The 25,890-nt window shown below is 70.1% G+C and carries 20 protein-coding genes and 1 pseudogene; 7 read left to right on the top strand and 14 right to left on the bottom strand.

From position 1 onward, the window contains the following. From ACWC5C_RS32335 to ACWC5C_RS32310, 6 genes are all read left to right on the top strand, one after another. Positions 1-501 (top strand): electron transfer flavoprotein subunit alpha/FixB family protein (locus ACWC5C_RS32335; RefSeq protein ID WP_450881247.1); only part of this gene is annotated, 501 nt, incomplete at its 5' end. Between the two features lie 148 nt (positions 502-649). After that, positions 650-3,901, top strand: a complete 3,252-nt coding sequence (gene icmF, locus ACWC5C_RS32330; protein ID WP_450881245.1) for a fused isobutyryl-CoA mutase/GTPase IcmF — start codon at positions 650-652, stop codon at positions 3,899-3,901. Between the two features lie 189 nt (positions 3,902-4,090). Continuing rightward, on the top strand, positions 4,091-5,737 hold the full coding sequence (locus ACWC5C_RS32325) for a GMC family oxidoreductase (RefSeq protein WP_450881243.1): 1,647 nt from the start codon (positions 4,091-4,093) through the stop codon (positions 5,735-5,737). A gap of 29 nt (positions 5,738-5,766) precedes the next feature. Beyond that, positions 5,767-7,743 carry an oxidoreductase gene (locus ACWC5C_RS32320; protein ID WP_450881241.1) on the top strand — a complete coding sequence of 659 codons (1,977 nt, stop codon included), beginning with the start codon at positions 5,767-5,769 and terminating at the stop codon, positions 7,741-7,743. 65 nt (positions 7,744-7,808) lie between these two features. Further along, entirely contained in the window at positions 7,809-8,837 is a 1,029-nt protein-coding gene (locus ACWC5C_RS32315) for an NADP-dependent oxidoreductase (protein ID WP_450881239.1), read from the top strand. Between the two features lie 20 nt (positions 8,838-8,857). Then, on the top strand, positions 8,858-9,625 hold the full coding sequence (locus tag ACWC5C_RS32310) for an SDR family NAD(P)-dependent oxidoreductase (RefSeq protein ID WP_450881237.1): 768 nt from the start codon (positions 8,858-8,860) through the stop codon (positions 9,623-9,625). A gap of 37 nt (positions 9,626-9,662) precedes the next feature. Here the strand turns inward: ACWC5C_RS32310 and ACWC5C_RS32305 are convergent, their stop codons facing one another. The 13 genes from ACWC5C_RS32305 to ACWC5C_RS32245 form a co-directional block, all read right to left on the bottom strand. After that, entirely contained in the window at positions 9,663-10,154 is a 492-nt protein-coding gene (locus tag ACWC5C_RS32305; protein WP_450881235.1) for a hypothetical protein, read from the bottom strand. A gap of 147 nt (positions 10,155-10,301) precedes the next feature. Then, the gene (locus ACWC5C_RS32300; protein ID WP_450881233.1) at positions 10,302-11,282 is read right to left on the bottom strand and encodes a DNA/RNA non-specific endonuclease; all 981 of its coding nucleotides are present in this window, start codon (positions 11,280-11,282) and stop codon (positions 10,302-10,304) included. Between the two features lie 39 nt (positions 11,283-11,321). Next, positions 11,322-12,806 carry a dihydroorotase gene (locus ACWC5C_RS32295; protein WP_450881231.1) on the bottom strand — a complete coding sequence of 495 codons (1,485 nt, stop codon included), beginning with the start codon at positions 12,804-12,806 and terminating at the stop codon, positions 11,322-11,324. A gap of 32 nt (positions 12,807-12,838) precedes the next feature. Continuing rightward, positions 12,839-13,645: an ABC transporter permease gene (locus tag ACWC5C_RS32290; RefSeq protein ID WP_450881229.1), complete on the bottom strand. Its 807-nt coding sequence runs from the start codon at positions 13,643-13,645 to the stop codon at positions 12,839-12,841. Further along, positions 13,642-14,424: an ABC transporter ATP-binding protein gene (locus tag ACWC5C_RS32285; protein WP_450881227.1), complete on the bottom strand. Its 783-nt coding sequence runs from the start codon at positions 14,422-14,424 to the stop codon at positions 13,642-13,644. The genes ACWC5C_RS32290 and ACWC5C_RS32285 overlap by 4 nt, the downstream gene beginning before the upstream one ends. Positions 14,425-14,461: 37 nt before the next feature. Further along, a complete protein-coding gene (locus ACWC5C_RS32280) occupies positions 14,462-15,553 on the bottom strand; it encodes an ABC transporter substrate-binding protein (protein WP_450881225.1) in 1,092 nt (363 codons plus the stop codon). Next, positions 15,550-16,848, bottom strand: a complete 1,299-nt coding sequence (locus tag ACWC5C_RS32275) for a glycosyltransferase (RefSeq protein ID WP_450881223.1) — start codon at positions 16,846-16,848, stop codon at positions 15,550-15,552. The genes ACWC5C_RS32280 and ACWC5C_RS32275 overlap by 4 nt, the downstream gene beginning before the upstream one ends. Then, a complete protein-coding gene (locus ACWC5C_RS32270; protein ID WP_450881221.1) occupies positions 16,845-17,888 on the bottom strand; it encodes an ABC transporter ATP-binding protein in 1,044 nt (347 codons plus the stop codon). Before ACWC5C_RS32270 ends, ACWC5C_RS32275 begins: the two co-directional genes overlap by 4 nt. After that, positions 17,885-18,652, bottom strand: coding sequence for an ABC transporter permease (locus ACWC5C_RS32265; RefSeq protein WP_450881219.1), 768 nt, complete (start codon positions 18,650-18,652; stop codon positions 17,885-17,887). Before ACWC5C_RS32265 ends, ACWC5C_RS32270 begins: the two co-directional genes overlap by 4 nt. Next, positions 18,652-19,527, bottom strand: a complete 876-nt coding sequence (locus ACWC5C_RS32260) for an ABC transporter permease (RefSeq protein ID WP_450881217.1) — start codon at positions 19,525-19,527, stop codon at positions 18,652-18,654. Before ACWC5C_RS32260 ends, ACWC5C_RS32265 begins: the two co-directional genes overlap by 1 nt. Further along, positions 19,527-20,615 (bottom strand): polyamine ABC transporter substrate-binding protein, encoded by a 1,089-nt coding sequence (locus tag ACWC5C_RS32255; RefSeq protein ID WP_450881215.1) that lies wholly within the window; start codon positions 20,613-20,615, stop codon positions 19,527-19,529. Before ACWC5C_RS32255 ends, ACWC5C_RS32260 begins: the two co-directional genes overlap by 1 nt. 180 nt (positions 20,616-20,795) lie before the next feature. Then, positions 20,796-21,731, bottom strand: coding sequence for a poly(ethylene terephthalate) hydrolase family protein (locus ACWC5C_RS32250; RefSeq protein ID WP_450881213.1), 936 nt, complete (start codon positions 21,729-21,731; stop codon positions 20,796-20,798). Positions 21,732-21,843: 112 nt separating this feature from the next. After that, the gene (locus ACWC5C_RS32245) at positions 21,844-23,196 is read right to left on the bottom strand and encodes a PHB depolymerase family esterase (protein ID WP_450881211.1); all 1,353 of its coding nucleotides are present in this window, start codon (positions 23,194-23,196) and stop codon (positions 21,844-21,846) included. A 235-nt stretch (positions 23,197-23,431) separates the two neighbouring features. Between ACWC5C_RS32245 and ACWC5C_RS32240 the strand changes: the two are divergent. Next, positions 23,432-23,563: pseudogene (locus ACWC5C_RS32240) on the top strand (FAD-dependent monooxygenase); the annotation flags it as partial. Here ACWC5C_RS32240 and ACWC5C_RS32235 read toward each other — a convergent pair. Beyond that, positions 23,562-25,868, bottom strand: coding sequence for a polyprenyl synthetase family protein (locus ACWC5C_RS32235; protein ID WP_450881209.1), 2,307 nt, complete (start codon positions 25,866-25,868; stop codon positions 23,562-23,564). The pseudogene ACWC5C_RS32240 and the gene ACWC5C_RS32235 overlap by 2 nt on opposite strands. Positions 25,869-25,890: the final 22 nt, after the last annotated feature.

The following is a 25,890-nucleotide window of genomic DNA, read 5'->3' as shown; positions in this document are numbered from 1 at the left end:
TCGGCCGCGCCGGAGGCCGCTCCGGCCGCGGGTGCCGCCGAGGCGCTGGAGGTGTCGTTCTCCGAGCAGGCCACCGGCACGAAGGTCGTCTCCCGCGCCGCGCGTGAGTCGACGGGCCGTCCGGACCTGACCGAGGCCGCGATCGTGGTCTCCGGTGGCCGTGGCGTGGGCGGCGCGGAGAACTTCCCCATCGTGGAAGCCCTCGCGGACTCCCTCGGCGCGGCGGTCGGCGCCTCGCGCGCGGCGGTGGACGCGGGCTGGTACCCGCACACCAACCAGGTCGGCCAGACCGGCAAGACCGTCTCCCCGCAGCTCTACATCGCCGCCGGTATCTCGGGCGCGATCCAGCACCGGGCCGGTATGCAGACCTCGAAGACCATCGTGGCCGTCAACAAGGACGCCGAGGCCCCGATCTTCGACCTGGTCGACTACGGCGTGGTCGGCGACCTCTTCGAGGTCGTCCCGCAGCTCACCGAGGAGGTCAAGACCCGCGAGAGCTGAAACTGTCAGCGAGATCAGACGCACACCGGATTCGGCTTGTGCGGTCCGTCGCCAACAGATTTACTAGGTCTTCCTAGTACATCACGTTGAGTAATTGCCTCGACCTCGCTGGTTCGTACCGCCTGTCGGCGGCCACTTGGAGGACATCGTGTCTGCTGCCGTCCCTACCGAGCCCCTCTACCGAGCGAAGCACCCGGTCCGGTTCGTCACGGCCTCCAGCTTGTTCGACGGGCACGACGCGGCGATCAACATCATGCGCCGCATCCTGCAGTCCCAGGGGGCCGAGGTGGTGCACCTCGGGCACAACCGCTCGGTCGACGAGGTGGTGACGGCGGCGCTGGAGGAGGACGTCCAGGGCGTGGCCGTCAGCTCCTACCAGGGTGGACACGTCGAGTACTTCGAGTACCTAGTGGAACTGCTCCGCGAACGTGGCGCCGGGCATGTGAAGGTCTTCGGCGGTGGCGGCGGGGTCATCGTCGCGGACGAGATCGCCCGGCTGGCCAGCGCCGGGGTGCGGATCTTCTCCCCGGAGGATGGTCAGCGCCTCGGCCTGGCCAGGATGATCAACTCGATGGTCGAGGCGTGCGACACCGCCCTGTGGGATCTGGCCCCGGCCGCCCCGGACAAGGTGCTGGCGGGGGAGAGGCAGGCGCTGGCCCGGCTGCTCACCGGCCTGGAGGCCGGTGCGGTGGCCGACGCTGAGCTGCGCGTCGTACGCGAAGCCGCGGCGTCCCGCCGGACGCCGGTCCTCGGCATCACCGGCACCGGCGGCTCGGGAAAGTCCTCGCTGACCGACGAGCTGGTACGCCGACTCCGTATCGACCAGGGCGGCAGGCTCAAGGTGGCGGTGCTGGCCGTGGACCCGACCCGGCGGCGCGGTGGCGGGGCCCTGTTGGGCGACCGGATCCGGATGAACTGCCTCGACGGCGACAGGGTGTTCTTCCGCTCGCTCGCCACCCGCGGCGGACGCGAGGTCCCAGACGGTCTGGCGGATGCCATCGCGGCCTGTCAGGCGGCCGGTTTCGACCTGGTGATCGTGGAGACGCCGGGCATCGGGCAGGGGGACGCCGCGATCGTCCCGTATGTGGACCTGTCGCTGTACGTGATGACGCCGGAGTTCGGTGCGGCCTCCCAACTGGAGAAGATCGACATGCTCGACTTCGCCGACGTGGTGGCCATCAACAAGTTCGAGCGGCGCGGAGCCAAGGACGCGCTGCGCGACGTGGGCCGTCAACTGGTGCGCAACCGGGAGGCGTTCGGGCAGCGGCCGGAAGACATGCCGGTGTTTGGAACCAGCGCCTCGACCTTCAACGACGACGGGGTCACCGCGCTCTACCAGCATCTACGGGATCTGTTCGCCGAACGTGGCCTGCCGGTGGGGACCGGAGCGCTTCCTACGGTGACGCTGCGGCACTCCAGCGGCGCCACCCAGATCGTGCCCCCGTCCCGGGTGCGCTACCTGGCGGAGATCGCCGACACGGTGCGCGGCTATCACGAGCGAACCGACGACCTGGCCGGGCAAGCCCGCCGGATCCAGCGCCTGGCCGCCGTCCGCGACGAACTCGCGGCGGCCGGTGCGCACACCGATGACGTCGAAAAGCTGCTGAAGGACGCCGAGGAGGGCTTCGCACCCGAAGCGCGCCGACCGCTGGCCGACTGGGCGCAGACCGTGAGCGACTACTCCGGCGACGAGCTGGTCGTGACCGTACGCGACCGCGAGCTGCGCACCACCCTGGTGCGCGAGTCGCTGTCCGGCAACCGCATCCCCCGGGTGGCGCTGCCGCGCTACACCGACCACGGAGAACTGCTGCGCTTCCTCCGTGCCGAGAACCTTCCGGGGTTCTTCCCGTTCACCGCGGGCGTGTTCCCGTTCAAGCGGGAGGGCGAGGACCCGGCGCGGATGTTCGCCGGTGAGGGCGATCCGTTCCGTACCAACCGCCGCTTCCACTACCTCTCCGAGGACAGCGAGGCCACCCGGCTGTCCACCGCCTTCGACTCGGTCACCCTCTACGGCCGCGACCCGGGCCTGCGCCCCGACATCTACGGCAAGGTGGGCACCTCGGGTGTGTCGGTGGCGACCCTGGAGGACATGAAGGCGCTGTACGACGGCTTCGACCTGACCTCGCCCACCACGTCGGTGTCCATGACGATCAACGGGCCTGCGCCGACCATCCTCGCCTTCTTCCTCAACACCGCGATCGACCAGCAACTCGACGCCCATACCGCCGAGCACGGGTGCGAGCCGGCCCCCGAGGAAGCGGAGCGGATCCGGGGCCATGTGCTGCGCAGCGTCCGGGGCACGGTGCAGGCCGACATCCTCAAGGAGGACCAGGGCCAGAACACCTGCCTGTTCTCCACCGAGTTCAGCCTGCGGATGATGGCCGACATCCAGGAGTGGTTCATCGAGAAGGAGGTGCGCAACTTCTACTCCGTGTCCATCTCCGGCTACCACATCGCCGAAGCCGGGGCCAATCCGATCAGCCAGCTCGCCTTCACCCTCGCCAACGGCTTCACCTACGTCGAGGCCTACCTCGCCCGTGGCATGCGCATCGACGACTTCGCCCCCAACCTGTCGTTCTTCTTCTCCAACGGCATGGACCCGGAGTACTCCGTGCTCGGCCGGGTGGCCCGCCGCATCTGGGCGGTGACCATGCGGGAACGTTACGGGGCGAACGAGCGCAGTCAGAAGCTCAAGTACCACGTGCAGACCTCCGGACGCTCCCTGCACGCCCAGGAGATGGACTTCAACGACATCCGCACCACGTTGCAAGCGCTGATCGCCATCTACGACAACTGCAACAGCCTGCACACCAACGCCTACGACGAGGCCGTCACCACGCCCACCGAGGACTCGGTGCGCCGCGCCCTGGCCATCCAGCTGATCATCAACCGGGAATGGGGCCTGGCGATGAACGAGAACCCGCTGCAGGGCTCCTTCGTCATCGACCAGCTCACCGACCTCGTGGAGGAGGCGGTGCTGCGCGAGTTCGAGCGGATCAGCGAGCGCGGAGGTGTGCTCGGCGCCATGGAGACCGGCTATCAGCGCGGCCGTATCCAAGACGAGTCCATGCTCTACGAGCAGCGCAAACACGACGGCACCCTGCCCATCATCGGCGTCAACACCTTCCGCCACCCCGACGCCGACACCGATCAGGGCCAGGTGGCCGTGGAGCTGGCCCGCGCCACGGAGGACGAGAAGCAGTCCCAGTTGAAGCGCGTCCACGAGTTCCAGGACCGCCACCGCGAGCAGGCACCCGCCGCCCTGAGTACCCTCAAGGAAGCCGCCACCAGCGGCCGCAACGTCTTCGCGGCGCTGATGGACGCCGCCCGGGTCTGCTCCCTGCAGCAGATCACCGAAGCCTTCTTCGAGGTCGGCGGGGAATACCGGCGCAACGTCTGACCGCGAGCCCGCTCACCTCCGACCACCGAGCGGCGTCGACCGCCGAGCAGGGCAGCGCGAGCGGAAGTCTCGGTGCCCGATGCCCGTCACAAGCCTTGCCGCTGTTCCGTTCAGGGCAGTACGCTCCCCGCAGAATTGAAGTCAATTCAATCTCTGTCGTCCAGCACGTGGATGGAGGGTGGGGGCACCATGACACCAACAGTGGAGGCCGACTGGGTGGTCGTCGGCGGCGGCAGCGCCGGGAGCGTGCTGGCGGCACGGCTGAGCGAGGATCCGGCCAGCGAGGTCGTGCTGCTGGAGGCCGGGCGCGACTGGCGGTCCGCCGACGCTCCACCGCAGCTGCGCAGCATGAACGGCTGGCGGGCGCTGGACGAGACGGCCTGCGCGGAGTTCCAGTGGCCGGGCATTACGTCACGGCGCAGCCGCGCCCAGGCGCCGCGGACGCATGTGCGCGGACGCGGCCTCGGCGGTTCGTCCTCGGTCAACGGCATGATCGCCTTCCGGGCCATGCCGGACGACTACGACCGGTGGGCGGCGTACGGATGTCCCGGCTGGTCGTACGCGGACATGGTGCCGTACCTGCGACGCATGGAGAACGACGCGGACTTCGGCGACCGCCCACACCACGGCGATCGCGGCCCCATACCGGTGCAGCGGCTCGGCCGCGAGGACTGGGGCCCCGCCGACCACGCACTCGCCGAAGCGGCGCTGGGGCGGGGCCACCCGTGGTGCGACGACCACAACGGACCCACCGGGACCGGTGTCTCGCCGTACGCCATCAGCTCCCGCGACGGCGCACGCGTCACGACCAACGACGGCTACCTCGAACCGGCCCGACAGCGCCCCAATCTGCGGGTGTTCGGCGGCGCCACGGTGGACACGGTGCTCATCGAGGGAGGCAGGGCCGTGGGGGTGCGAGTGCGCAGGGGGAACGACTGGACGCACGTCCGCGCCCAGCACGTCGTCCTGTGCGCCGGAGCGGTGCACTCCCCGGCGATCCTGCTGCGGTCCGGCATTGGGCCGAACGGCCCGGTGGCGGCGCTCCCGGTCGGCGAGGGGATGCAGGAACATCCGTTGGCGCTGTTCTGGCTGTACGCCCGGCCCGGACAGCAGCCCGACATCAACGCCCGGCACGCCAACTGCGCTCTGCGCTACTCCTCCGGGCTGGCGGGAGCGGGTGAGAACGACATGATGATCACCTCGATCAACCAGACGCTCGCCCTCCCGAACCCCGGCGACTCCCACCTCGTCGCGGAAGGCACCGGCGGAACCTGGGGCGGCGTAGGCGGCGGCCACGCCGCGGGCGGTCCCGGCCTGCTCTGCCTGTGGGCGAACCAGCAGTTCTCGCGCGGCGTGCTCCGCCTGGCCTCCGCCGACCCCGACGTGCATCCGGTGATCGACCAGGACCTGCTGAGCGACCCCTCGGACCTCGTCCGGATGCGTGACGGCGTCAAGCGCTGCCTGGAATTGCTGCGCAGCGGACCGTTCGACACCGCCTTCGAGCACATCGCCATCGACATCACCGGCCGAAGCCTCGACACGCTGTCCGACGACGCGGCGATCGACCGCTGGCTGATGGAGACCATCGGCGACACCGGCCACATCTGCGGAACCTGCCGCATGGGCGCACCCGACGACCCCCGCGCGGTGGTCGACCCGTCCGGCCGCGTCCTCGGCCTCGACGGACTCTGGGTCGCCGACGCCTCCGTGTTCCCGGAAGTGCCACGGGCCAACACGAACCTGCCGACCATCGCCGCCGCGGAACGGCTGTCCGACCTCATCCGAGGACGCCTCGCCGCCCCCATCGCGGGCGACGGCGCCGTCCCCCAGGCGTAGTCACGATCACGACCGATGCCGGAGGACCCATGGCCGCATCACATCGTCCGGCGGCCGCCGCGCCGCTGGTCGTCGGCTCGTCGACGCTGCGGAACCGACTGGTCGCCACGGCCCACGCCAGCGGTTTCGTACGGGACGGGCTGCCGATACGCGGCGACGCCGCGTACTGGGGCCGTCTGGCGGCCGGTGGCGCGGCGCTGCTGGTCTGCGGCGGTACGACGGTGGCGCCGGAGTCCGCGCCGCGGCAGGGAAACATCCTTCAGCTCCATCGTCCGGAGGCGGTGGGCCCGCTGCGGGAGCGGGTGAAGGCCATGCACGCCGAAGGCGCCGTCGCCGTCTGCCAGCTTGTTCATCTGGGCCGGGAGACGCTCGGTGCGCCGTCGTACTACGCACCGGTCGCGCCCGCGGCCGTGCGCTCTCCCCGTGAGCCGACGGCGCCGCGTGCTCTGCTCGGCAGCGAGATCGACGAGGTGGTGGAGGCGTTCCGCGTATCGTCCGCCCACGCTCTGGAGGCGGGGTTCGACGGCATCGAATTGCACGCCGCTCACGCCTATCTGCTGGAGCAGTTCCTCTCCCCGCGCACGAACCCGCGGCGTGACGGGCTCGCGGTGCTGGAGCAGGTGATCGCCGCGATGCGCGGGCTGTCGGCCGACGCGCTGCTCGGCATCCGTTTCAGCGTCGACGCCTCGGAGGACGTGGCGCTGACGCCGGACGAGCTGGCCACGCTGCTGCCGTGCGTCGACCCGCTGGTCGACTACGTCAACGTCACCGTCGGGGTGCGGAGCACGTACGTCCGCGACATGGCCACCGAACGCCCCCCGGTGCTGGATGATCTGGCGCGGCTGCGGCCACTGGTCACCCGGCCGCTCGTGGCGTCGCACGCCTTCCGCACCGCGGCCTCGATCGGCGACGCCCTGGCGGCCGGAGCCGACCTCGTGGGGATGGCGCGCGCACTCATCGCCGACCCGGACCTGCCGCACAAGGTGCTCACAGGACGCGCGCCGGAGGTCCGGCCCTGCGTGGCCTGCAACGAGGACTGCCGGACGTTCGACCCGGTGCTGCTGTGCGTGGTCAACCCGGACCTCGCGCCGCCCGGCGAACCGCGTCGCCCCGCCGCACCGCTGGTGCGCGCGTGGCGCCCGGCACACGCCACCGCACAGCGCGTCGCCGTCGTGGGGGCGGGACCCGCGGGCCTGGAGTGCGCGCTGAGCCTCGCCCACGCCGGGGTGGCGGATGTCGTCCTCTACGAGGCCGCCGACCGGCTGGGCGGACAGCTCGCCACGGCGGCTCTGGCACCCCACCGCACCGGTTGGGCCGCGCTGCTCGGCTTCTACGAACGAGGGCTGTCCGCCGCGCACGTCGACGTACGTCTCGGGCAGACCGCGGGGCCTGAACTCGAAGGATTCGACGCCGTGGTGCTGGCCACGGGCGCGTCGGAGACATCACCGCTGCTGGCGGCAGGGGCCATGGCCTCGTCGGCCGCGCTGGCGCGGGGCGTTCCGTCGCTGGCAGGCGCCGCCCATGTGCTCGTGGCCGACGACGGGTTCGGCTGGTGGCCAGGGTGCGACGTCACGGAACTGGCTGTCGCTGCTGGAGTTCCCCGCATCACCTTCGTCACCCCGGGAACGGCCTTCGCCGGGGCGATCCCGCCCGAGAGCCGCGTCCAGCTGCTGGAGCGCCTGTCGGGCACCTGCGAACTCGACATCCTGCCGCTGTGCACGGCGACCGGCATCGGCCCCGAGGGCGTCACGCTCGCTCACCGCACCTCCGGACGGACCACCACCGTGCCCGCGGACCGTGTCGTCGTGGTGGGGGAGCGCCGCCCGCGCGCCGCCCCGGACTGTGCCGCCCCCTTGGTACTGACGGTTGGCGACGCCGTGGTTCCGCGCCGTGTGGCGCACGCGATCGCCGAGGGGCGGGAGGCCGCCGTCAGGATCGCCGCCGCTGGAGGACACCATCTGCCGCGAAGCCCCGCCGCACCCTTGCCCCTGGTCCAACCAAACTGATATTGGTTCAATATGGTCCAAGCCGTGTGCGTGAACGATGACAGCGAGAAGGTCGTGAAACTGGCATGACGCGGAGCGGACGCGAGATCCGGGTCAGGACATACCCGGCCGGGAGCGTCAGCCCGGATGACTTCGAGGTGGTCGAGGCCCCTGTGCCCCGGCCCGGTCCGGGGCAGGTGCTCGTACGCAACACATGGACATCCGTCGACCCCGGCCTTCGGCTGCGGCTACGTCCCGACGCGCCGTCCGGCTACTTCGCCGCCTTCGCTCCCGGCCGCCCCATGGACGGCATCATGACCGTGGGGGAGGTGGCGGAGTCCCGGGCCGAGGGCTTCGCCCCGGGGGACGTCGTGTGGCACGCCCAGGGCTGGCGCGAGTACGCCGTCGTGGACGCGGGGACCGAGCAGCTGAGCGGACTCGGCACCCTGACCCGCCTGGACGTCGATGCATGCGAGCCGCGGTGGTATCTCGGCCCGCTCGGCGGTATGGGATTGACGGCCTACGCCGGTCTGCACGTCGTGGACGCGCTCCGAGGCGGGGAAACGGTCTGGGTCTCGGCGGCTGCGGGAGCGGTGGACAGCTTGGCCGTGCAGATCGCGCGCCTCACGGGCAATCGGGTAGTGGCCAGCGCGGGCACCGACGACAAGGTGGACTGGCTGCGCGACCACCTGGGCACCGACGCCTTCAACTACCGGGCAGGAAACCTCGAAGCAAGCCTGGCCGACCTCGCGCCCGACGGGATCGACGTCTACTTCGACTCCGTCGGGGGGACCCACCTCGAAGCCGCCCTGTCACACCTCAGAAGGGGCGGCCGCGTAGCGATGTGCGGCTCGATCTCGGAGTACGAGTCCGGCCCGGCCGGGCCGCGCAACCTGTTCCTCGCGGTGTCCAAGGACCTGACCCTCCGCGGGTTCCGGGGGAGCAGCCACCTGCATCTCATGGGGCAGATGCGACACCGGATGACCGAGTGGCTTCGCAGCGGCGACCTGCGTTACCGCGAGACCGTGTTCACAGGCCTGGAGTCGGCTCCGCACGCGCTGACGGAGATGATCGCCGGACGGACGACCGGAAAGACGCTCGTCAGCCTCGGCTGACCCGATGAATGAGGGTTGCGGTGCCAGCGATAGACGAACGCATCAGAGGCAAGGTCGTGTGCCTGACCGGCGCCACCGGGGGACTGGGCACGGCCACGGCCGCCAGACTCGCGGAGGAGGGCGCCCACCTGGTGCTCACCGACCTCGACGAGCAGGCGTGCACCACCCTCGCCGCCGAGCTGGACGGCACGCCGGGACGGCATGTGACGGCGCGGCTCGACGTGGCCGATGAGTCCCAGTGGGTCGACGTGGCGAACTTCATCCGGAGTGAGTACGGCCGACTGGACGGGCTGATCAACAACGCCGCCATCGGCAGCATCGCCACGGTCGAGGACGAGACGGTCGACCGCTGGGAGGCGGTCATGTCGATCGGTTCCACCGGAGTCTGGCTCGGCATGAAGCACCTCGGCCCGCTCATCGCCTCCTCGGGCGGCGGATCGATCGTCAACCTCTCCTCGATCCTCGGCACCGTGGGCGGCATGGGGAACAGCGCCGCCTACCACGCGGCAAAGGGCGCCGTCCGCACGCTCACCAAGAACGCGGCGCTCCACTGGGCGCAATCCGCAGTCCGCGTCAACTCCCTGCACCCCGGCTTCATCGGAACCCGGCAGCTGCTCGAGCGGTACGAGGGAACGCCCCGCCACGAGGCCATGCTGGACGGCACCCCGATCGGCAGGCTGGGCCGTGGAGAGGAGATCGCAGCCGTCGTCGCATTCCTGATCAGCGACGATTCCACCTTCATGACCGGCTCGGAGGTCTACGCGGACGGCGGATACACCGCGCGGTGAGGACGACGCCGACGGCATGAGGGGACCATTACGGCCGTCACTGGTGACGAGGCCGTCTGTCCCCCGGCGGATCGGACCTACCGTCGTCGGCGGGCTCAGCGGCCGGACGACGGCCCGCGGCGGCCAAGCCGATCATCGCCGTCAGCAGCCCGAGCACCTGGCTGATCAGCCCGATCCAGGAGGTGAGCAGCGCCGCCGAATTGGCCATCACCTCCTGTGTGCCCTGGGCCAGTGGGCCCGATGCGGGGGCGGACGTGGCGGGCGCGGATGGCGGGGAGGTGGGCGGAGACGTGACGGGCGAGGTCGGCGGCGTGGTGGGTGGCGTGGTGGGTGGCGAGGTCGGCGGGCCGGAGGTGGTGTCCGTGTCGGTGGGGGTCGGCGTGACGGTCCGCGTGGGATGCACCGTCAGCACGGTCAGACCACCCGCCGACAGGAGCGTGCCGAAGCCCATCAGCGCGAGGGTGACCAGCAGCAGGGTGGCCGGGAGCTTGAGGACGGCGAGGGTACCGGCTTGCGGGAGGCGCCACATGGGGCCACTGTACGAACGCCATGCGCGGTTTCGATCACGGCGCGTTACGCCTGTCGGGGCAACGCCGGGCCGCTTTCACGTCCGCGTCAAGGCCCGTGCGCCCGCCAACGGCGTTGTCCACGGCTCGGTCGCGCCCTCGTGTGCCTTCTACGAGTTGGGCATGGTGATGTCGTCGTACGACTCGAGGAGGGTCCAGCGCCGTTCTGCCCGCACTCCGGTGGGGAGCCGGTCGGCGGCCGGCAGTGGGCCCAGGTCCAGGCCGGTGAGGTCGGCGACGTCGGCCACGGGTACCTGGAAGGTGCGGAAGGCGCCGAGCGGGGGAGGATCCCCTGCTCGCGCGGCCTCTGCCATGGCTTGGGCGGCGGCGTCTTTGGTGAGGTCGGGGCTCTGGTCGAGTACGTAGGCGGTGGCCGCGAGATCTCCGTCCTGCATGAACGCGGCGACCTTCCAGAAGCGCAGTGGTACCCGGATGCCCCGATAGGGCGGGTCGGAGTCCTCGAGCACCGGCCCGGTGAAGACCGTCAGCTTGCGGTCGAAGTCTTCGGCGTGGTCCAGCAAGAAGTTCTCCAGCCCCTGCCAGAGCTGTTTGCCCTGGTTGAAGACGTTCATCTGGGGCGCGGCGTTGGTGTAGTGGAACGTGTCGTCGTTCGCCGTGGGCGCGTCGGGACCCCATACAGGGTCCATGCGGCGGACCAGGTGTCCCTTGTCCAGCGGGTTGTCCTGGTAGACGGGGTGGCCGGCCTGCTGGGCCTCGGGGAGGCGGGGGTCGAAGCGCCACTCGTCCTCGCGTGGCACATCGATGAGCTGCGCGCCGTCGATCGTGACGGCGGTGGCCGCGGCCAGCCGCCGGTCCGGGCGGAAGACGACGGTGAAGTGGGTGTAGGGCAGGGTAATCGTTTCTGCGCCGGAGTCGGTTGGCAGGGGCAGCGGCAGGGCCGGGCCCAGGAAGCGCTCGTCGTAGCCCTTGCGGTCCGTCAGGGGCTGGCGGCCGGCGATTTCCGTGTTCGGCTGGGGTTCGGGGTGAGTGGCCATGCTGGAGCCGTACCGCGCCGCCTCGGCCCACACGCTGGCGCGGCGTGCGGACTCACCTGGATGGTCGAAGGCAAGTTCGACCGCGACCAACCTCAACGGCCATCTCGTACGGCTCCGGGGCGCGGCGTCTGTGTCTCAGCGGCCGGTGCCGGTCGGACGGCCGGTCGGACGGTGCAGGTAGGCGCCGACGGGTGGGCCGACGACCTCGCCCGCCCGCAGGATGTGGTTGCCCCTCAAGAAGGTGTCGGTGACCTGGGCGGTCAGCTCGAAGCCCTCGAACGGGGTGTACTGCTGCGCCGACTCCGACTCCTCGGCGCGCACGGTCCAGGTGCGCCCCGGGTCGACCAGGGCGATGTCGGCGTCGAAGCCGGGGGCGAGGCTGCCCTTGGTGCGCAGTCCGTAGCGCAGGGCCGGGTTCCAGGAGGTCAGCGCGGCGATCCGGCCCAGTGGCAGGCCGCGTTTCATTCCCTCGGTGAGCAGGCCGGGGAGAAGGTACTCGGCGCCGCCGAACCCGGCCTTGGCGAGGAAGACGTCGCCCTCGGGCACGCCGAACTTCACCTCCTCGCGGCAGCACGCGTGGTCGCTGACGACCCAGTCGACGGTGCCGTCGAGCATGTGCTCCCAGAGCGCCTCGACGTCGTCACGGGGCCGCAGCGGCGGGTTGACCTTGCCGCCGAGGCCGTGTGCGGTGGTGATGTCGGCGAGCAGATGCCCGACGGTCACCTCACGGCGGAAGTCGATGTGCGGGAACGCCCGGCTCATGCGCACGGCCGCGTCGACCGCCTTGCGGGACGACAGGTGCAGCAGGTTGATCGTGGGCAGCCCGGTCTCGTGCGCCAGGTAGGAGGCGACGGCGACCGCGAGCCCTTCGGAGTGCTGCGGCCGGGAGGCGCTGTAGGCGGCGAGCCCGGTCAGGTCACCCGCCTCCTCGATCAGCCTGGTGTACGCGGTCATGATCTCGGCGGTCTCGCAGTGCAGGGAGAGGGAGATCTCGTCGGCGAGGTCGGGGAACCGCTCGCGGGCGGCCTGTACCCCGCGCATGACGAACTCGAAGTGCGCGTAGTCGTACCGCTCGTCCTCGGGGAGCATCAGGAACGCGTTCTGGTCGGCCGACCTGCCGTGGAGGCCGTGGCTGCCGTAGAACATGAAGACCTTGAACGAGGTGACACCGAACCGCTCGATCAGGTCGGGAATCTCGTCGATGTGAGCGCGCGAGATCGGCGCGAGGTGGAAGCCGTAGTCGACGTGGGCGCGGCCGGAAGCGGCGGCCAGCACCTCGGGGAAGAAGTCGGCGTACGCACCGGCCTTGTTGAGGTAGTAGCGGCCGGTCCGGGTGTAGGTCAGGGCGCTGGTGACGCCTCCCTGTGCGCACGCGCGGCTCTCGGTGGCCGCGTCCTCGGGCAGCGGGTGGTAGATCCCCCAGTGCTGGTGGGCGTCGACGACACCGGGGAACGCCAGCCTGCCGTCGGCGTCGACCACCCGACGGGCGCCTTCCGTGGCGATGTCGGAGGCTACGGCCGCGATCCGGCCTCCGCTGACGGCGATGTCCGCTGGGCGCGCGTCATCGTGGTCATGGGTGACGACACGGGCGTTCTTCACCACCAGGTCGTACGCGGTCATGCGGACCTCCTGTCTCTGCCGTCCTCAGTTCGTCATGCGCCGATCCCCCGGTTCTCCTCGGCCCAGAAGACGAGCCGCTTCCGGGCGAACCGGATGATGAAGTGGCCGATCAGCCCCAGTACGGAGAGCACCACCAGCACGGCGAACATCCCGGCGATGTCGAAGGTGTAGTTGGTCTGCAGCAGGAGGTATCCCAGTCCCTCCTTCGCGCCGATGAACTCGCCGACGACGGCGCCGAGGATCGAGAAGACGATCCCGATGTCCAGTCCGGCGAAGATGAAGGGGAGCGCGCTCGGCAGCCGCACCATCCGGAACACCTGGAACTTGCCGGCGCCGAACACCGTGAGCATCTGGATCCGGTCGGCGTCGGCCGAGCGCAGCCCCTCGATGACGTTGACCAGCACGGGAAAGAACGAGATCACCGCCGCCATGACGACCTTGCTCGTCATACCGAAGCCGAACCAGACGACGAACAGCGGCGCGAGCGCCACCTTGGGCACCGTCTGGAAGGCGACGACGTACGGCATGAAGGTGCGCTCGATCAGCCGCACCTGGGAGATCGCGGTGCCCAGCACCAGCGCCGCCGCCACTCCGAGCAGAAAGCCGTAACTCGACTCCAGGACCGTCACCTTCAGATGTCCCCAGAACAACGGGTCCGCCAGCTGCGTGCGGAGGGCGTCGGCGATCTGCGAGGGGCGCGGCAGCACATAGTCGTCAATACCGAAGGCGGGGACCGCGAACTCCCAGGCCAGCATGGTGACGACGAAGACGCCGGGAGCGAGCAACAGTTCGGGGTGGTCTCGCGGGTCCACACGCAGCCATGCGCGGAGCCGCTTCATGAGTCGATCACCCAGGTGGCGTTGACATGCCTGCGGACCCGCTCGACGAAGACTCCGGCGCGCTCCGAGGCCATCGCGCCGAGTGTGCGCGGGCGTTCGAGCTCGATGTCGACGATCTCGGCTATGCGGCCGGGCCGGGGGCTGAGCACCACGACCCGGTCGGAGAGGAAGACCGCCTCGGGGATGGAGTGGGTGACGAACACGACGGTCTGGCCGCTCTCCTGCCAGATCCTCAGCAACTCGACGTTCATCGACTCGCGGGTCAGGGCGTCGAGTGCGCCGAAGGGCTCGTCCATCAGCAGCACGGCCGGGTCGTGCACCAGGGCCCGGCAGATTCCGGCGCGCTGCTGCATCCCGCCGCTCAGCTCATGCGGGTGTCTGCCCTCGAAGCCGTCGAGGCCGACCATCGCGAGCAGCCGCTCGGCCCGCTCCCGGTACACCGGGGCGTCGAGCTTCCGCACCTCCACGGGCACCATCACGTTCTGCAGCACGGTGCGCCAGGGCAGGAGGGTGGGCGTCTGGAAGACCATGCCCACCTCGGGCAGCGGCCCCGTCACGTCGCGGTCGGCGACGCGGACCGTCCCCTGGCTCCTGGCGACGATCCCGGCGAGGATCTTGAGCAGGGTGGTCTTACCGCACCCCGACGGGCCGACGACCGACAGGAACTCGCCACGTCGGACCGTGAAGGTGACGTCCGAGAGTGCCTGGGTCGGCTCGGATCTGCGCGGCCGGTAGCTCTTGTGCAGTCCAGTGACCTCGATCCAGCGGTCTTCGTCCATGGTCTCCCCGCTCTCGTGTTCTCCCCGCCTTCCCGCGTCACCCGGCGGCCCTCGCCTTCGCGATCACGGTCGCCGGGTCGAAGTCGTTCGCGCCCCCCAGCAGGCTGCCGTCCCACAGCTCCGCGAGGGGGACGTCCTTGGTGATCTGACCGGCCGTCCTGGTGTAGGCGACCGTCTTGTCCCATTCCCTGTCGCTGATCGCACCCCAGTCCTTGAAGCTCTCGGGCTCACCGGTGGCGGGGACCGCGGTCTTGATCCACGCCTCGAGGGTCCGGGTGTCGTCGGCGATGCGGTCGTCGGCCTTCTTGCCGGTCAGCAGCTGCGGGAACGCCTGGTAGCCGTCGCGCATCGCGGCCTCGGGGTTGACGGCGGAGAAGAGCAATGCCTTGTAGGAGGCGCGCAAGTAGCGCGTCAGCACGTCCTTCTTCTCCTTCAGGGTCTTCTCGGTCACCGCGTAGGTCAGCGAGCGGATGCCGTCGAACGCGTCGGAGTTGTCGAGATAGCGCAGTTCGGTGCCCGTGTTCTCGATGGTGGTGTACGCCTGGGTGTACAGGGCGAGCACGTCGACCTTGCCGTCCTCCAGGGCGGCAAGGGCCTGTGCGCCCACGCCGACCGGCAGCAGGTCGATGTCCTTGGCCGCGTCCAGTCCGGCGTCGCTCGCGTACGCGCGGGCGTAGATGGCCGAGCCGGAGGCGAGGCTGATGACCCCGATCTTCTTGCCCTTGAGGTCGGCCGGGCTCCTGACCTCACTGCCGGGCCGGACGGCCATGCGCCACGGCCAGTTCCGTACCAGGCCCCCGATGGCCTTCACCGGGATGCCTTTCTCCCGTGCGGCGAGGATGGCTCCCGCGTCGGCCGGCGCGATGTCCGCGCTGCCCGAGGCGACGGCCTGGACCGCTGCCACCGACCCGTCGGTGTTGATCACGTCGACTTTCAGCTTCTCCCCGGCCAAATAGCCCTCGGCGTCGCCCACCGCATGGGTGGCGACCTCTTCCTTGGGGGCGAACACGGCCGAAGGAACGGCGAGTTGGAGCGAGTCGCCGTCGGAGGACGGCGAGGGCCCGTCCGCGCAGGCGGAAAGCGCCGCGAGGACGGCGATGCCGAGGCCGAGCCGTAAGGACAGGTTCATGTTCCGCCCCTTTCGTGGCCGTGCCGCTCGATGAGGTCGGCGGCGGTGCGCAGCCCGTCGCGGGCCCGGATGGTGATGGAGGCTTCCGTCAGCCTGTGCCGCAGGCGGGTGTCACCGAGCAACTCCGCCAGCGCGCCATGGAGCTGAGCGTCGGTGAAGCGGTACGGGTCGAGGCGGACGCCGTAGCCGAGTTCGGCGACCCGCTGTGCGTTGTCGTACTGGTCCCAGAACAGCGGGAGCACGATCATGGGCTTGCCGAAGTGGAGGCTCTCGGTGGTCGTGTTGTTGCCGCCGTGGGTGATGACGAGGTCGACGAGCGGGAGGATCCGCGTCTGCGGGAGGAACTCAGCGCCCCACATGGTGGGAGGCAGCTCGATCTCGTCGTGCAGCGGCCCCTTGGAGACGATGTAGCGGTGCGGGGTGCGCGCCAGGGAGGCGATGACCCGGCGCATGAGGCCGACGTCGGCGGAGCCGAGGGAGCCCAGGCTGAAGTAGATCAGCGCGCTGCCCTCAGGCCGTTCGGCCGCCTGGGGCGGCAGGGTGAACTCCTCGTCGGTCTCGCGGACCGAGGAGTCCAGCCGGTGCCAGGCAGGGCCCAGCGGGCGGGCTTTGGCGTAGTCGGTGATCTCCGGGTAGACGTACAGGTTCAGCTCGCCGTCGTGGATGAACTCCAGATCGGGCAGCGGCATCGCGCCCTGGTCCACGACCCAGGCGTTGAACTCGGCCCAGACCTCGCGGTGGGTGCGGTCGTACTCGGCACGGAACGCGGCCCAGCCCGCGCGGTCACCGGCCGGATACCCGGAGAAGGGCGGGGGAACGTGTTCGCCCTTCGCCTCCAGCGGATTGCAGGAGACGATCCGCACGAAGGGCACGTCCGCCGTGGTCAGCGCGGGGAAGCAGATGACGTTGTCCTCGACGATCACGTCCGGCCGGACCCGGTCGACGATGCTCTTGAGCTGAGGTTCGCAGTACTGGGCGCCGGCGATCAGTTCCTCCCAGACCGGCCTGACCCATGTGCCCAGCTGTTCGATCGTCGGCTTTTGGAACTCGGGAGCGGTGTCCCGTACGAAGTCTTTCCAGAACTGGCCCGCCTCCTGGGGGCTTTCGGGCGGCGGGGCCAGGTCGACCAGGGCCTCCTCGAAGCCGAGCGGGGCGAGCCTGCCCTTCCAGGACGCCTCCGCCGCGAACACCACGCGGTGGCCCCGTCGGCGCAGTACGTCACCGATGCCGACGCAGTTGTTGGTCGGGCCGTACGCGCTCTCCGGCGCGAAGAGGATGGTCAGGGGTCCGCTCAAGGGGTGTCTCCCGTCGTCTCGATCAGTACCGCGCTCTCCGGGTCCCACGACAGCGCGACGCGGGCCCCCGAGGTCACCGTGGCCGGGCCCGGAACGGTCAGCAGGACCGGCTGGTCCAGACCGGGGACCGTGACCGCGATCCGTGAGGAGCCGCCGAAGTAACTGATGTCCAGCACCGTGCCGTGCAGGTGAGCGTCCGCGCCCTGGGCGGCGAGCCGGATGCTCTCCGGACGTACGCCGACCAGCCCCGCCGTGTCACCGGCCGGGGCGGGCAGGACACCGACGCCGGGTACGTCGAGTCCGCCGGAGGGCAGCAGCCGTCCGGCGAAGAGGTTGTTGGCGCCGACGAAGCCCGCGACGAACCGGCCCCGGGGGTGCCCGTACAGCTCGACGGGCGTGTCGACCTGCTGGACGCGCCCCCGGTCCAGGACGGCGATCCGGTCGGCGAGCGACATGGCCTCCTCCTGGTCGTGGGTGACGACGAGGAAGGTGATGCCCACCTGGTGCTGGAGGCGCTTGAGCTCCAGCTGCATCTCGGCGCGGACCTGTTTGTCGAGCGCCGACAGCGGCTCGTCGAGCAGCAGCACACGGGGGCGTTTGACGATGGCACGGGCGAGGGCGGCCCGCTGCCGCTGCCCGCCGGACAGCTGGTGCGGCCGTCTGCGGGCCTGCGCGGTCAGCCCGACGGTGGCGAGTACGGCCGCGACCCGTTCGCCGATCTCCGCCCGGGCGAGCCCTTCCCGCGCCAGCCCGTACGCGATGTTCTTCTCCACGCTCATGTGCGGGAACAGCGCGTACGACTGGAACATGAGGTTGACCGGCCGCCGGTGCGCGGGCACGCCCAGCAGGTCCCGGCCGTCCAGGGCGACCGTGCCGCTGTCCGGGGCCTCGAATCCGGCGAGGACGCGCAGCAGGGTCGTCTTCCCGCAGCCGCTCGGGCCGAGCAGGGCGAAGAACTCGCCCTCCTCGATCTCCAGGCTCACCCCGTCCAGGGCGGTGACCTCCCCGAATCGCCGGGTGACGGCATGGATAAGGATCACAGTGCCTCCGTCAGCCGGCTGACGCGCTGGGCGGCGATCACCACGGTGAAGCTGACCGCGAGCAGCAGGGTGGCGAGCGCGTTGATCTCCGGGGTCACGCCGAACCTGATCATCGAGTAGATGACGATCGGCAGAGTGGGATCCTTCGGTCCCGCGGTGAAGAAGGCGATGACGAACTCGTCGAGCGAGAGCGTGAACGTCAGCAGCGCGCCCGCCACGATGCCGGGGGCGAGAGTCGGCAGGGTGATGCGGAGGAACGTGGTGACCTCGCCCGCGCCGAGGTCGCGCGAGGCCTCCTCCAGGGAGGGGTCGACGTGGGCGATCCGGGTGCGCACGACGGCCGTGACGAAGGCGAGGCCGAAGACGGTGTGGGCGAGCAGCACCGAGTGCAGGCCGAGAGTGGCCGAGACGAGCGAGGAGAAGGCGAGCAGGCCGATCGCGAGCACGATGTCCGGCAGGACGGCGGGCAGCACCGACATGGCGGGCAGCAGCCGTGACCGGCTCGCGTGGCGGGCGAGCCCCACCGCGAGCAGTGTGCCGAGGACGGTGGACAGGGCGGTCGCGCCCGCGGCCACGATCAGCGTGTTGGCCAGGCCCTGCAGGACCTCGTCGTCCCCGGCCAGCGTGGCGTACCAGGCGGTGCTGAACCCGGACCACTCGTAGGGGCTTGCCGAGCGGTTGAAGGACATCACCACGAGCACCACGACGGGCGTGTAGAGGAACGCGTACGTCAACCACAGCGGGAGGAGCGTCGCCCGGCGCATCAGCGGCCGCCCATCCGGCGCCCGGCCCAGGCCTGCGCCATGAGCAGCAGGACCAGGAACGCCATGAGGGCGAGGGCGAGCACCGAGCCGAACGGCCAGTCCCGTGCGTTAAGGAACTGGTCCCTGATCAGGGTGCCGACCATGACCGTGTGCCCGCCGCCCAGCAGTTCGGGGACGACGAAGTTGCCGAGGCTGGGCACGAAGACCAAGACGCAGCCGGTCAGCACGCCGGGCAGGGTGTGCGGGAGGGTCACGCTCCAGAACGTGCGGGCCGGGCGGGCGCCCAGATCGGCCGAGGCTTCGAGCAGCCGGGGGTCGACCCGCTCGATCGCCGAGTACAGCGGCAGCACCATCAGCGGGAGATAGGAGTAGAGCAGTCCGAGGACGACGGCGGGTTCCGTGTAGAGGAGTTTCAGCGGCCGGTCGATCACTCCGATGCCGATGAGGGCCGAGTTGACCACACCGCGGCTGGACAGCAGCACGATCCAGGCGTAGGTACGGATCAGGAAGTTGGTCCAGAACGGGAGCACGACCAGGACCAGGGCGACCGTGCGCCATCTGCCGGGCAGCCGGCTGATCGCGTACGCGGTCGGGTAGCCGAGGAGAAACGCGAGCAGCGTGGTGACGGCGGCGATGCGCAGCGAGTCGGTGAGGACGTGGGCATAGAGGGGGTCGGTGATCCGTACGAAGTTCTCGCCGGTGCTTCCGTCCTCGTACGCGATCCCGCCGAAGCGGCCCCGCCGGAAGACCGTGTAGCCGATCAGCAGGGCCAGCGGCAGCAGGAGCAGGACGGCCAGGTAGGACAGGCCCGGGCCGAGCAGGACGACGCGGGCGCGCACATGTGGTCTTGCCGCCGCCTTCCCCCGGCGGGCCATCAGCCCGCGGTGACTTCCGTGACGATCCGGGTGTACGCCGTCGCGTCGTCCCCGAGGTCGACGACGGACTCACCCCCCAGCAGTTGCTCGGGAGGCATGGCGAGTGCGGGGTAGCTCTTCAGCAGGGCCGGGTCGAGTTCGGCCATGGCGGCGGTGTTGGGGACCTTGTAGAAGATGTTCGAGGCGACCCAGGAGTGCACCTTCGCGTCGAGGACGTAGTCGATGAAGGCGTGCGCCGCCTCTTTGTTCTTCGACGACTTGAGGATGACCATCGTGTCGGTCCAGAGGTCGCTGCCCTCCTTGGGGACGACGAAGCCGATCCGCTTGTCGTCGGTCGGGCACCAGCCGTCCCAGGCCTCCGCCAGCACGGCCTCCCCGGAGGTGAGCCGGTCGCCGAACGTGGTGTCGTCGTAGGCGAGGAGCCCATCCTTCGCGCTGAGCAGCAACTTCTTGACCTGGGCGAGCTGTTGCTTGTCGGTGGTGTTCACCGAGTAGCCGAGCGCCTTCTGCGCGGGGAGGAAGAGCCAGCGTTCGGTCTTCAGCATGGTGGCCTTGCCCTTGACCGCGGCGCGCGGCTTCAGCAGGTCGTTCCAGCTGTCGGGGGAGTAGCCGACGAGGTCCTTGCGGTAGCAGAGCCCGGTGGTGCCCCAGGTGTACGGGACGGAATAGACGTTGCCCTTGTCATGGGCGAGCCGGGCGGCGAGCGGGTCCAGGTTCTTGAGGTGCGGGACCAGATCGTGGTGGATGGGTTCGAGCAGCCCCTGCGCCGTGAGCGCCTGGGCGTACTGGCCCGATACGAACGCTACGTCGATGCCGCTGTCGGCGGAGGCGGTCAGTTTGGCGATGATCTCCTCGTTGGTGCTGTGCTTGGCGACGGTCATGGGTGTGCCGACGGCCGACTCGAACCGGGCCGGAAGGTCCTTCGGCATATAGCCGTCCCAGTTCGAGACGGTGAGGCGCTGCTTGCGTAAGTCCGCCTCGGGGTCGAGCGACGCGGAAGCGGCGGGGCCACTTCCGCGTCGTTGGCCGTCGCCGCCGCATGCGGGGAGAAGGAGCGCGAGGACGGCCGCCGTCGCCGTCACGGACACGTGCCTGAACCTCAGTGCGCCTAACACGCCACTCCCTCGCTGTCGAGATCAGCCGGCCGAGCGTGGGTCGTGCCCGGTTCGCCGAACGGCTCACGGGCAGGCACGATTTCCGGAGTGTCGCATTATTGGCATGCACCGGGCAAGACGGCCTTTTCGCCCGGGCGCTCCGGGCGATCCGGCTCAGAACGGGCAGGTGTCCATCCAGCGTGTGACGAGGGATGGGTTGTTCTTGTCGGGGTCACGCTCCGTGCCGCAGAGGAAGGGGCGGAAGCGGGCGTCGGCGCGCAGCCAGTGGCTGAAGAACGACACGATCCACTTGCCCTGTTTGGCCTTGTTGCCATAGCCGGTCATCGGACAGAGGTGGTCGCCGGGCACCTCGATATAGAGCTTTTCGGCCTGGGACATGGAGTTGTACCAGGGCGCCGCGTAGGTGTCGCCGTTGGCGACGGGGTCGCTTTCGCAGGTCAGGAAGAGGGTGGGCTCGGTGACTGAGGAGAAGTTCCCCGCCCGGTGGTACGGGGCCGTGGGCACACCAGCCCGGAAACGGGGGTCGTCCCGGAGGGCCGCCATCACGCCGCCGCCGCCCATCGAGTGCCCGGCCGCACCGAGCGTGCCGTTGAGCTTCCTGGAGATCGGGGTGCCGGTGGCGTTGCCGAGCGCGAGCAGCTGGGTTCCGGCAGCGGTGATCTGACGGCCGCGAGATTCGGGATCGTCGATGAGCGTGTTGGTGCCGACGTTGATGACGACGAAGCCCCAGGAAGCGAGGCGGGGTGCCAGCCATTGCAGGTTCTGCTGCGTGCCTTGATAGCCAGGCATCAGCACGACGCCCGGATACGAGCCGCTGGCCGTCGGGTACGTGACGGTGCCGGAGCCGTATCCGCTCGGGTTGGGAACGGTGTAGGCGGCGGTGGTGAGCGGCCCGTTCACGGCCTCCAGCGAAGCGGTCGTCGGGTCCGGGATCGCGTCCCCTGTGGGGTTACCCCGCGACAGCGTTTCAGCGGCGGTCCCGGGCTTGTTCTGCTTGTTCTGGGACAGCGGCTCGGCGGCGGCCGGCGGAGCAGAGAGGGTCAGCAGCGCCAGGGCGAGGGCGGTGGTCAGCGCGATCAGCGTCAGCACGGCGTGGGATCTGGCGCCTAACGGCCGCGTCGCGCTGGCCGGACAACGGGGTGGGAGCATCGACTTACCTCCGGTGAGACATACGGGCACGATGTGCGAATGCGCGGTGAAACTAGCGCGACTGGCTGAAGAGCCAGTCGATGACGACGTCGTTCTCGTACGTCTGCGCCCAGGCGCCGTGTGGGTTCACCGGCGTCGTGCCGACCGGGTAGCTGGTGAACAGCGCGTGGCTGCCCGTACGGCGGGCCTGGCGCAGCAGGGCCCGGGAGTGGGCCTCGAACTCCGCCTTTGGCAGGTCGTTGGCCCATTCACCGCGGGTGACCTTGGCTCCGGCGTTCTCCAGTGCGTTCATCAGCGTCCAGGTGCCGGGTTTGCCGAAGCGCCCCTCCTTGTAGGGGACGGTGGGGTCATCGACGGAGTGGTCGGCCCAGAGCGGGATGTGCGTGATCCTGGCCATGACGGAGGGGTCTCCCCAGCCGGCGGTGACGAGGGCCGCGGCGTATGTGCGGGGCTGTTTCGGGAGCAGGTTGAGGATTCCCCGCGCGCCCGACGACAGACCGACGAGGTAGAGCCGGTCCGCGTCGACCGGGTACGCGGCCGTAACAGCGTCGACGAGTTCGACCAGCGCGCCCTGCACTCTGGCGTCGGTCCAGTCCGTGCCGTCCGGGCCCTCCATGGGGCGGGGCAGCGGGATCTGCGGGGCGAGTACGAACGCCGGGTTCCTGTGCTGGCGTTCGGGCTTGGCGAAGGCGACCGCTATCCGATTGGCGGTGAGCTGGGTCATGTTGTTGTCGGCGACCTCGCCGCCACCGTGCAGAGTGACCACGAGCGGGTACCGGGTGCCCGCCCCGGGACGCCGCAGGTACCCGGTCGGCTGATGGAGACGGAAGTCCAGCTCGAATCCGGTGGCGTCGGTGAACGAGCCGGCGGTGAAGTCGTCCACCACGGGGGTGCGGACTCCATCGTTCCGGATGGCGAACGGATGCGCTGCGAGCACCGGGCCGTTGCCGCGCGCCCTGACGTCGGCCACCTGCCTGACCGCGTAGGCGCGGTCGAGCGGAAGAGGGTCGTTCGCCCCGGAGGCCCGCGCGTTGGCGTCGCCGGGGTCGAGCTCGATGATCAGGTGGTCACCCGGGCGTCCAGGGTGAGCCCGGTCGTCCACCTCGGCCGCGCTGTTCGGGTAGACGCGGGTCACCGTCCGGGCCGCTGTCTTCCCGCCCACGGTGGCGGTGACCCGGAACGCGGAGGGCGGGATCACGCCGCCGCGCGGATCGATGAGTGCCGCGTACCGGATGGCGACGGCTGTCACCAGCCAGTTGTGCCTCGGCGTCACCCGCGTGAGCAGGTCGCAGCGCAGGACCGGATTCAGCCCGGGTGTCCTCGGCCGGTCCGCTGTCGTGGCGTCGGTCGCCGCCGCGGTCGTCGCCGGGGTTAACGCAGTCGCTGTGACGGTGCTCGCGGCCATGGTGAGTGCCGTACGTCTGGTGATCCTTGGCATGGCTCCTCTTCGCGTCGTCCGGTGGCCTGGGCTTTTTGCGCGCGAGGGTGCGATGGACGGGATGGGCCGGGTGCGGATCTATCACGAAAGTTTCCGAGCGACAGCGGATCGGCGTCCAGCATCAAACCGGCATATATTCATGCGGCATGTGTATCAATCCTGGCCAATGCACCGTGTGCGGGGGCGATATCCCGTTTCCGCGCTCACCGACCTGATCACCGACAGCGACACCCCGCCGGTCCTGCGCCGCCTCGTCACACTGCCGGCCGGGCACCGCTGGGACCGCTGGGACCGCGTGCCAGGGGTGACCCTCCTCCGTGACGCCGCCCACCTCAGGCGGTCGGAGGCCCATCGGTCCCGCTGAGCACGTGGTCGGTTTCGCGCTGGGCGGCGTACCAGCCCAGGGCGCGCACCATGGCCTTGTGCGGGGTGGGCGGCAGGAGAGGGGCGAGGCGGCCCCAGGCTTCGTCGACGAGGCAGCGCGCTTCGGTCATGCACGCCTTGAGGGCGCCGCTGCGGACGAGGAGTTCGGATGCTCTGCGCGCCCCGGTGTCGGAACGCTGCCGGAGCGCATCGCGCAGGTGCTGGCGGTCGGTCGCGTCAAGGAGCCCGACGGCGTGGGCCACGGGATAAGTGACCTCGCCGTTGCGCAGGTCTTCCGCGGGGGAGCGTGTGGTGATGCCCTGCTGATGTTCCTGGGCGGTCACCAGCCCGTACAGGTCGGCGACATCGTCAGTGATCTGGTACGCGGTTCCGACGGCTTCGAAGTACCGGCAGATGGCATCGAGTTGCTGCTCGTCGGCGCCGCCCAGGATCGCGGACACCTCGGCGGTGCTGCGGACGAGCATCCCTGTCTTGAGCCGGTGCGCGGTGCGGACTTCGTCGAGGAGCGGGCGGGCGTCACCGCTGGTGACGGCCTCGTCGAACGCGGCGTGGTGCCCGGCGATGTCGAGGGCCTGGCCGGCGTGGGCGGCGCGCAGGTCCCGCAGGTAGAGCCGGTAGATGCGGAGCATGGTTTCCGGGGCGGCCTGCGGGACCCGCTGCATGAAGGCGTCGAAGGTGTAGTAGCCGAGGGTGCCGGCGGTGATGGCGGGAGCGGTGCCGAAGACCTCGTGGACGCTCGGGCGGCCGCGCCGCGTCGGCGAGTTGTCCTGGATATCGTCGATGACCAGTGCGGAGAGGTGGAGGAGTTCGGTGATCGCGGTGAGAGGCCGGTAGGGCTCTGGGTCGGTGTCGAGAAGGCAGAGGACGGCCGCGGCGACGTAGGGGCGCCAGGAGCGTCCCGGGTTGTCCAGCAGGTGCAGGAGAGGAGCGGCGACCGCCTGATGGAGACGCGTACGAGTGCCGGTGTCGAGGCCGGTCAGGCCGCTGGTGCCGGTGAGGAGCCCGAGCGCGGCGTCGTCCGCCGGGTCGGGGGAGTACAGGGCCGCGGCTTCCGCTCCGGCGATCTCGTGGGTACGGCGCATGTAGTGCTCGATGTCGCCGATGGTGTTGGTCGGCAGGGTCTGCAGGAAGGCGGTGCCGCTGACGGGCGTGGTTCCCATGGTGCCGTGGACGGCTGCGGGGCTATCCCACATGGCGCGGCCCACGACCAGGGTGCGGACCTCGCCCTCGGCGATCGTCGCGGTGATCTCGGCGTCCAGGCCGAGGCCGGGCACGCTCACGTGCACCGTGGTGGGGTAGGTGTTGAGGGTGGCCAGTGAGGTCCAGTGCGTGAGGGGCCGCCAGGTCAGGTCGTGGTAGCTGACATTGCCGTCCGGGTCGACCGCTGTGGCACGGGTCAATTCCAGCCCGGTGGCGCCGGTGGCGGGATCGCTGGTGCGGGAGTGGATGCAGCTGATCTCCCAGCCGTTGTCCAGCTGGATACCGGCCCACTCCCAGGTGTGGTCCGGTGTTCCCGGAGCCCGCTCCACGTCGTAGTAGGTCGCGCCCCAGTCCTGCTCGAACCAGGCGTGCCCCTCCAGCCGCCCCAGGCTGCCGTCCTCACGACGCACCGTCCCGTGGGCGTGCAGTCGCGGTACGAAGTACGAGGTCATCGCGTCCGCGTCGGTGGGAAGCCGCCCCGGGTGGCGCCCTTGGGCGTCGAACTGCGGGGCCGCGCCCTTGGCGGGGGTGAGGACGAGCTCGAAGCGGTCCCCGTCACGGAAGCTCAGCCGGTAGCCGCCGTCTTCCTCGCGGCGCAGCGCCGCCAGGTCACCGAAGGAGAGGTCCAGGCTCTCGGCCGACTCGGCCACTGGGTCGGCCAGCAGCCGGTCCGGAAGCAGGGGGCCCTCGGCCAGGGCCTGCGTCAGCGCTTCGCGGACCCGGTGATCCTGCGCGGTGTCGCCGGTGAGCGCGTCGCGCACCGCGTCGTGCATGGTGGGCGAGATCCACGCGCCGTGGGACACGCCCTTCGGACCTGAGCACATGGACACCAGGGCATAGCCGGGGGTGGCGGCATCGTCCCGTGCGTCGTGGTGGCGCAGCATGCTGATCATCCACGTGTAGGTGCCGCCGTCCTCATCGCGCAGATGACCGTTGAGGTACCACGCCTCGGCACCGGCGGAAGGGTGCGGTGAGCCGAACGGTACCGAGACCGTGGCGTGGTGGCGCGCTGCTTGAGAAGGGACCCGCGCCCCAGGGCGGGAGGATGTGGTCATGCCAAGAAGCTAAATGTCCGTC

The sequence above is a fragment of the Streptomyces sp. NPDC001700 genome, assembly GCF_053596435.1.
Note: the sequence above shows the minus strand (reverse complement) of the source record. Positions and strands in the feature narration are given on the sequence as shown.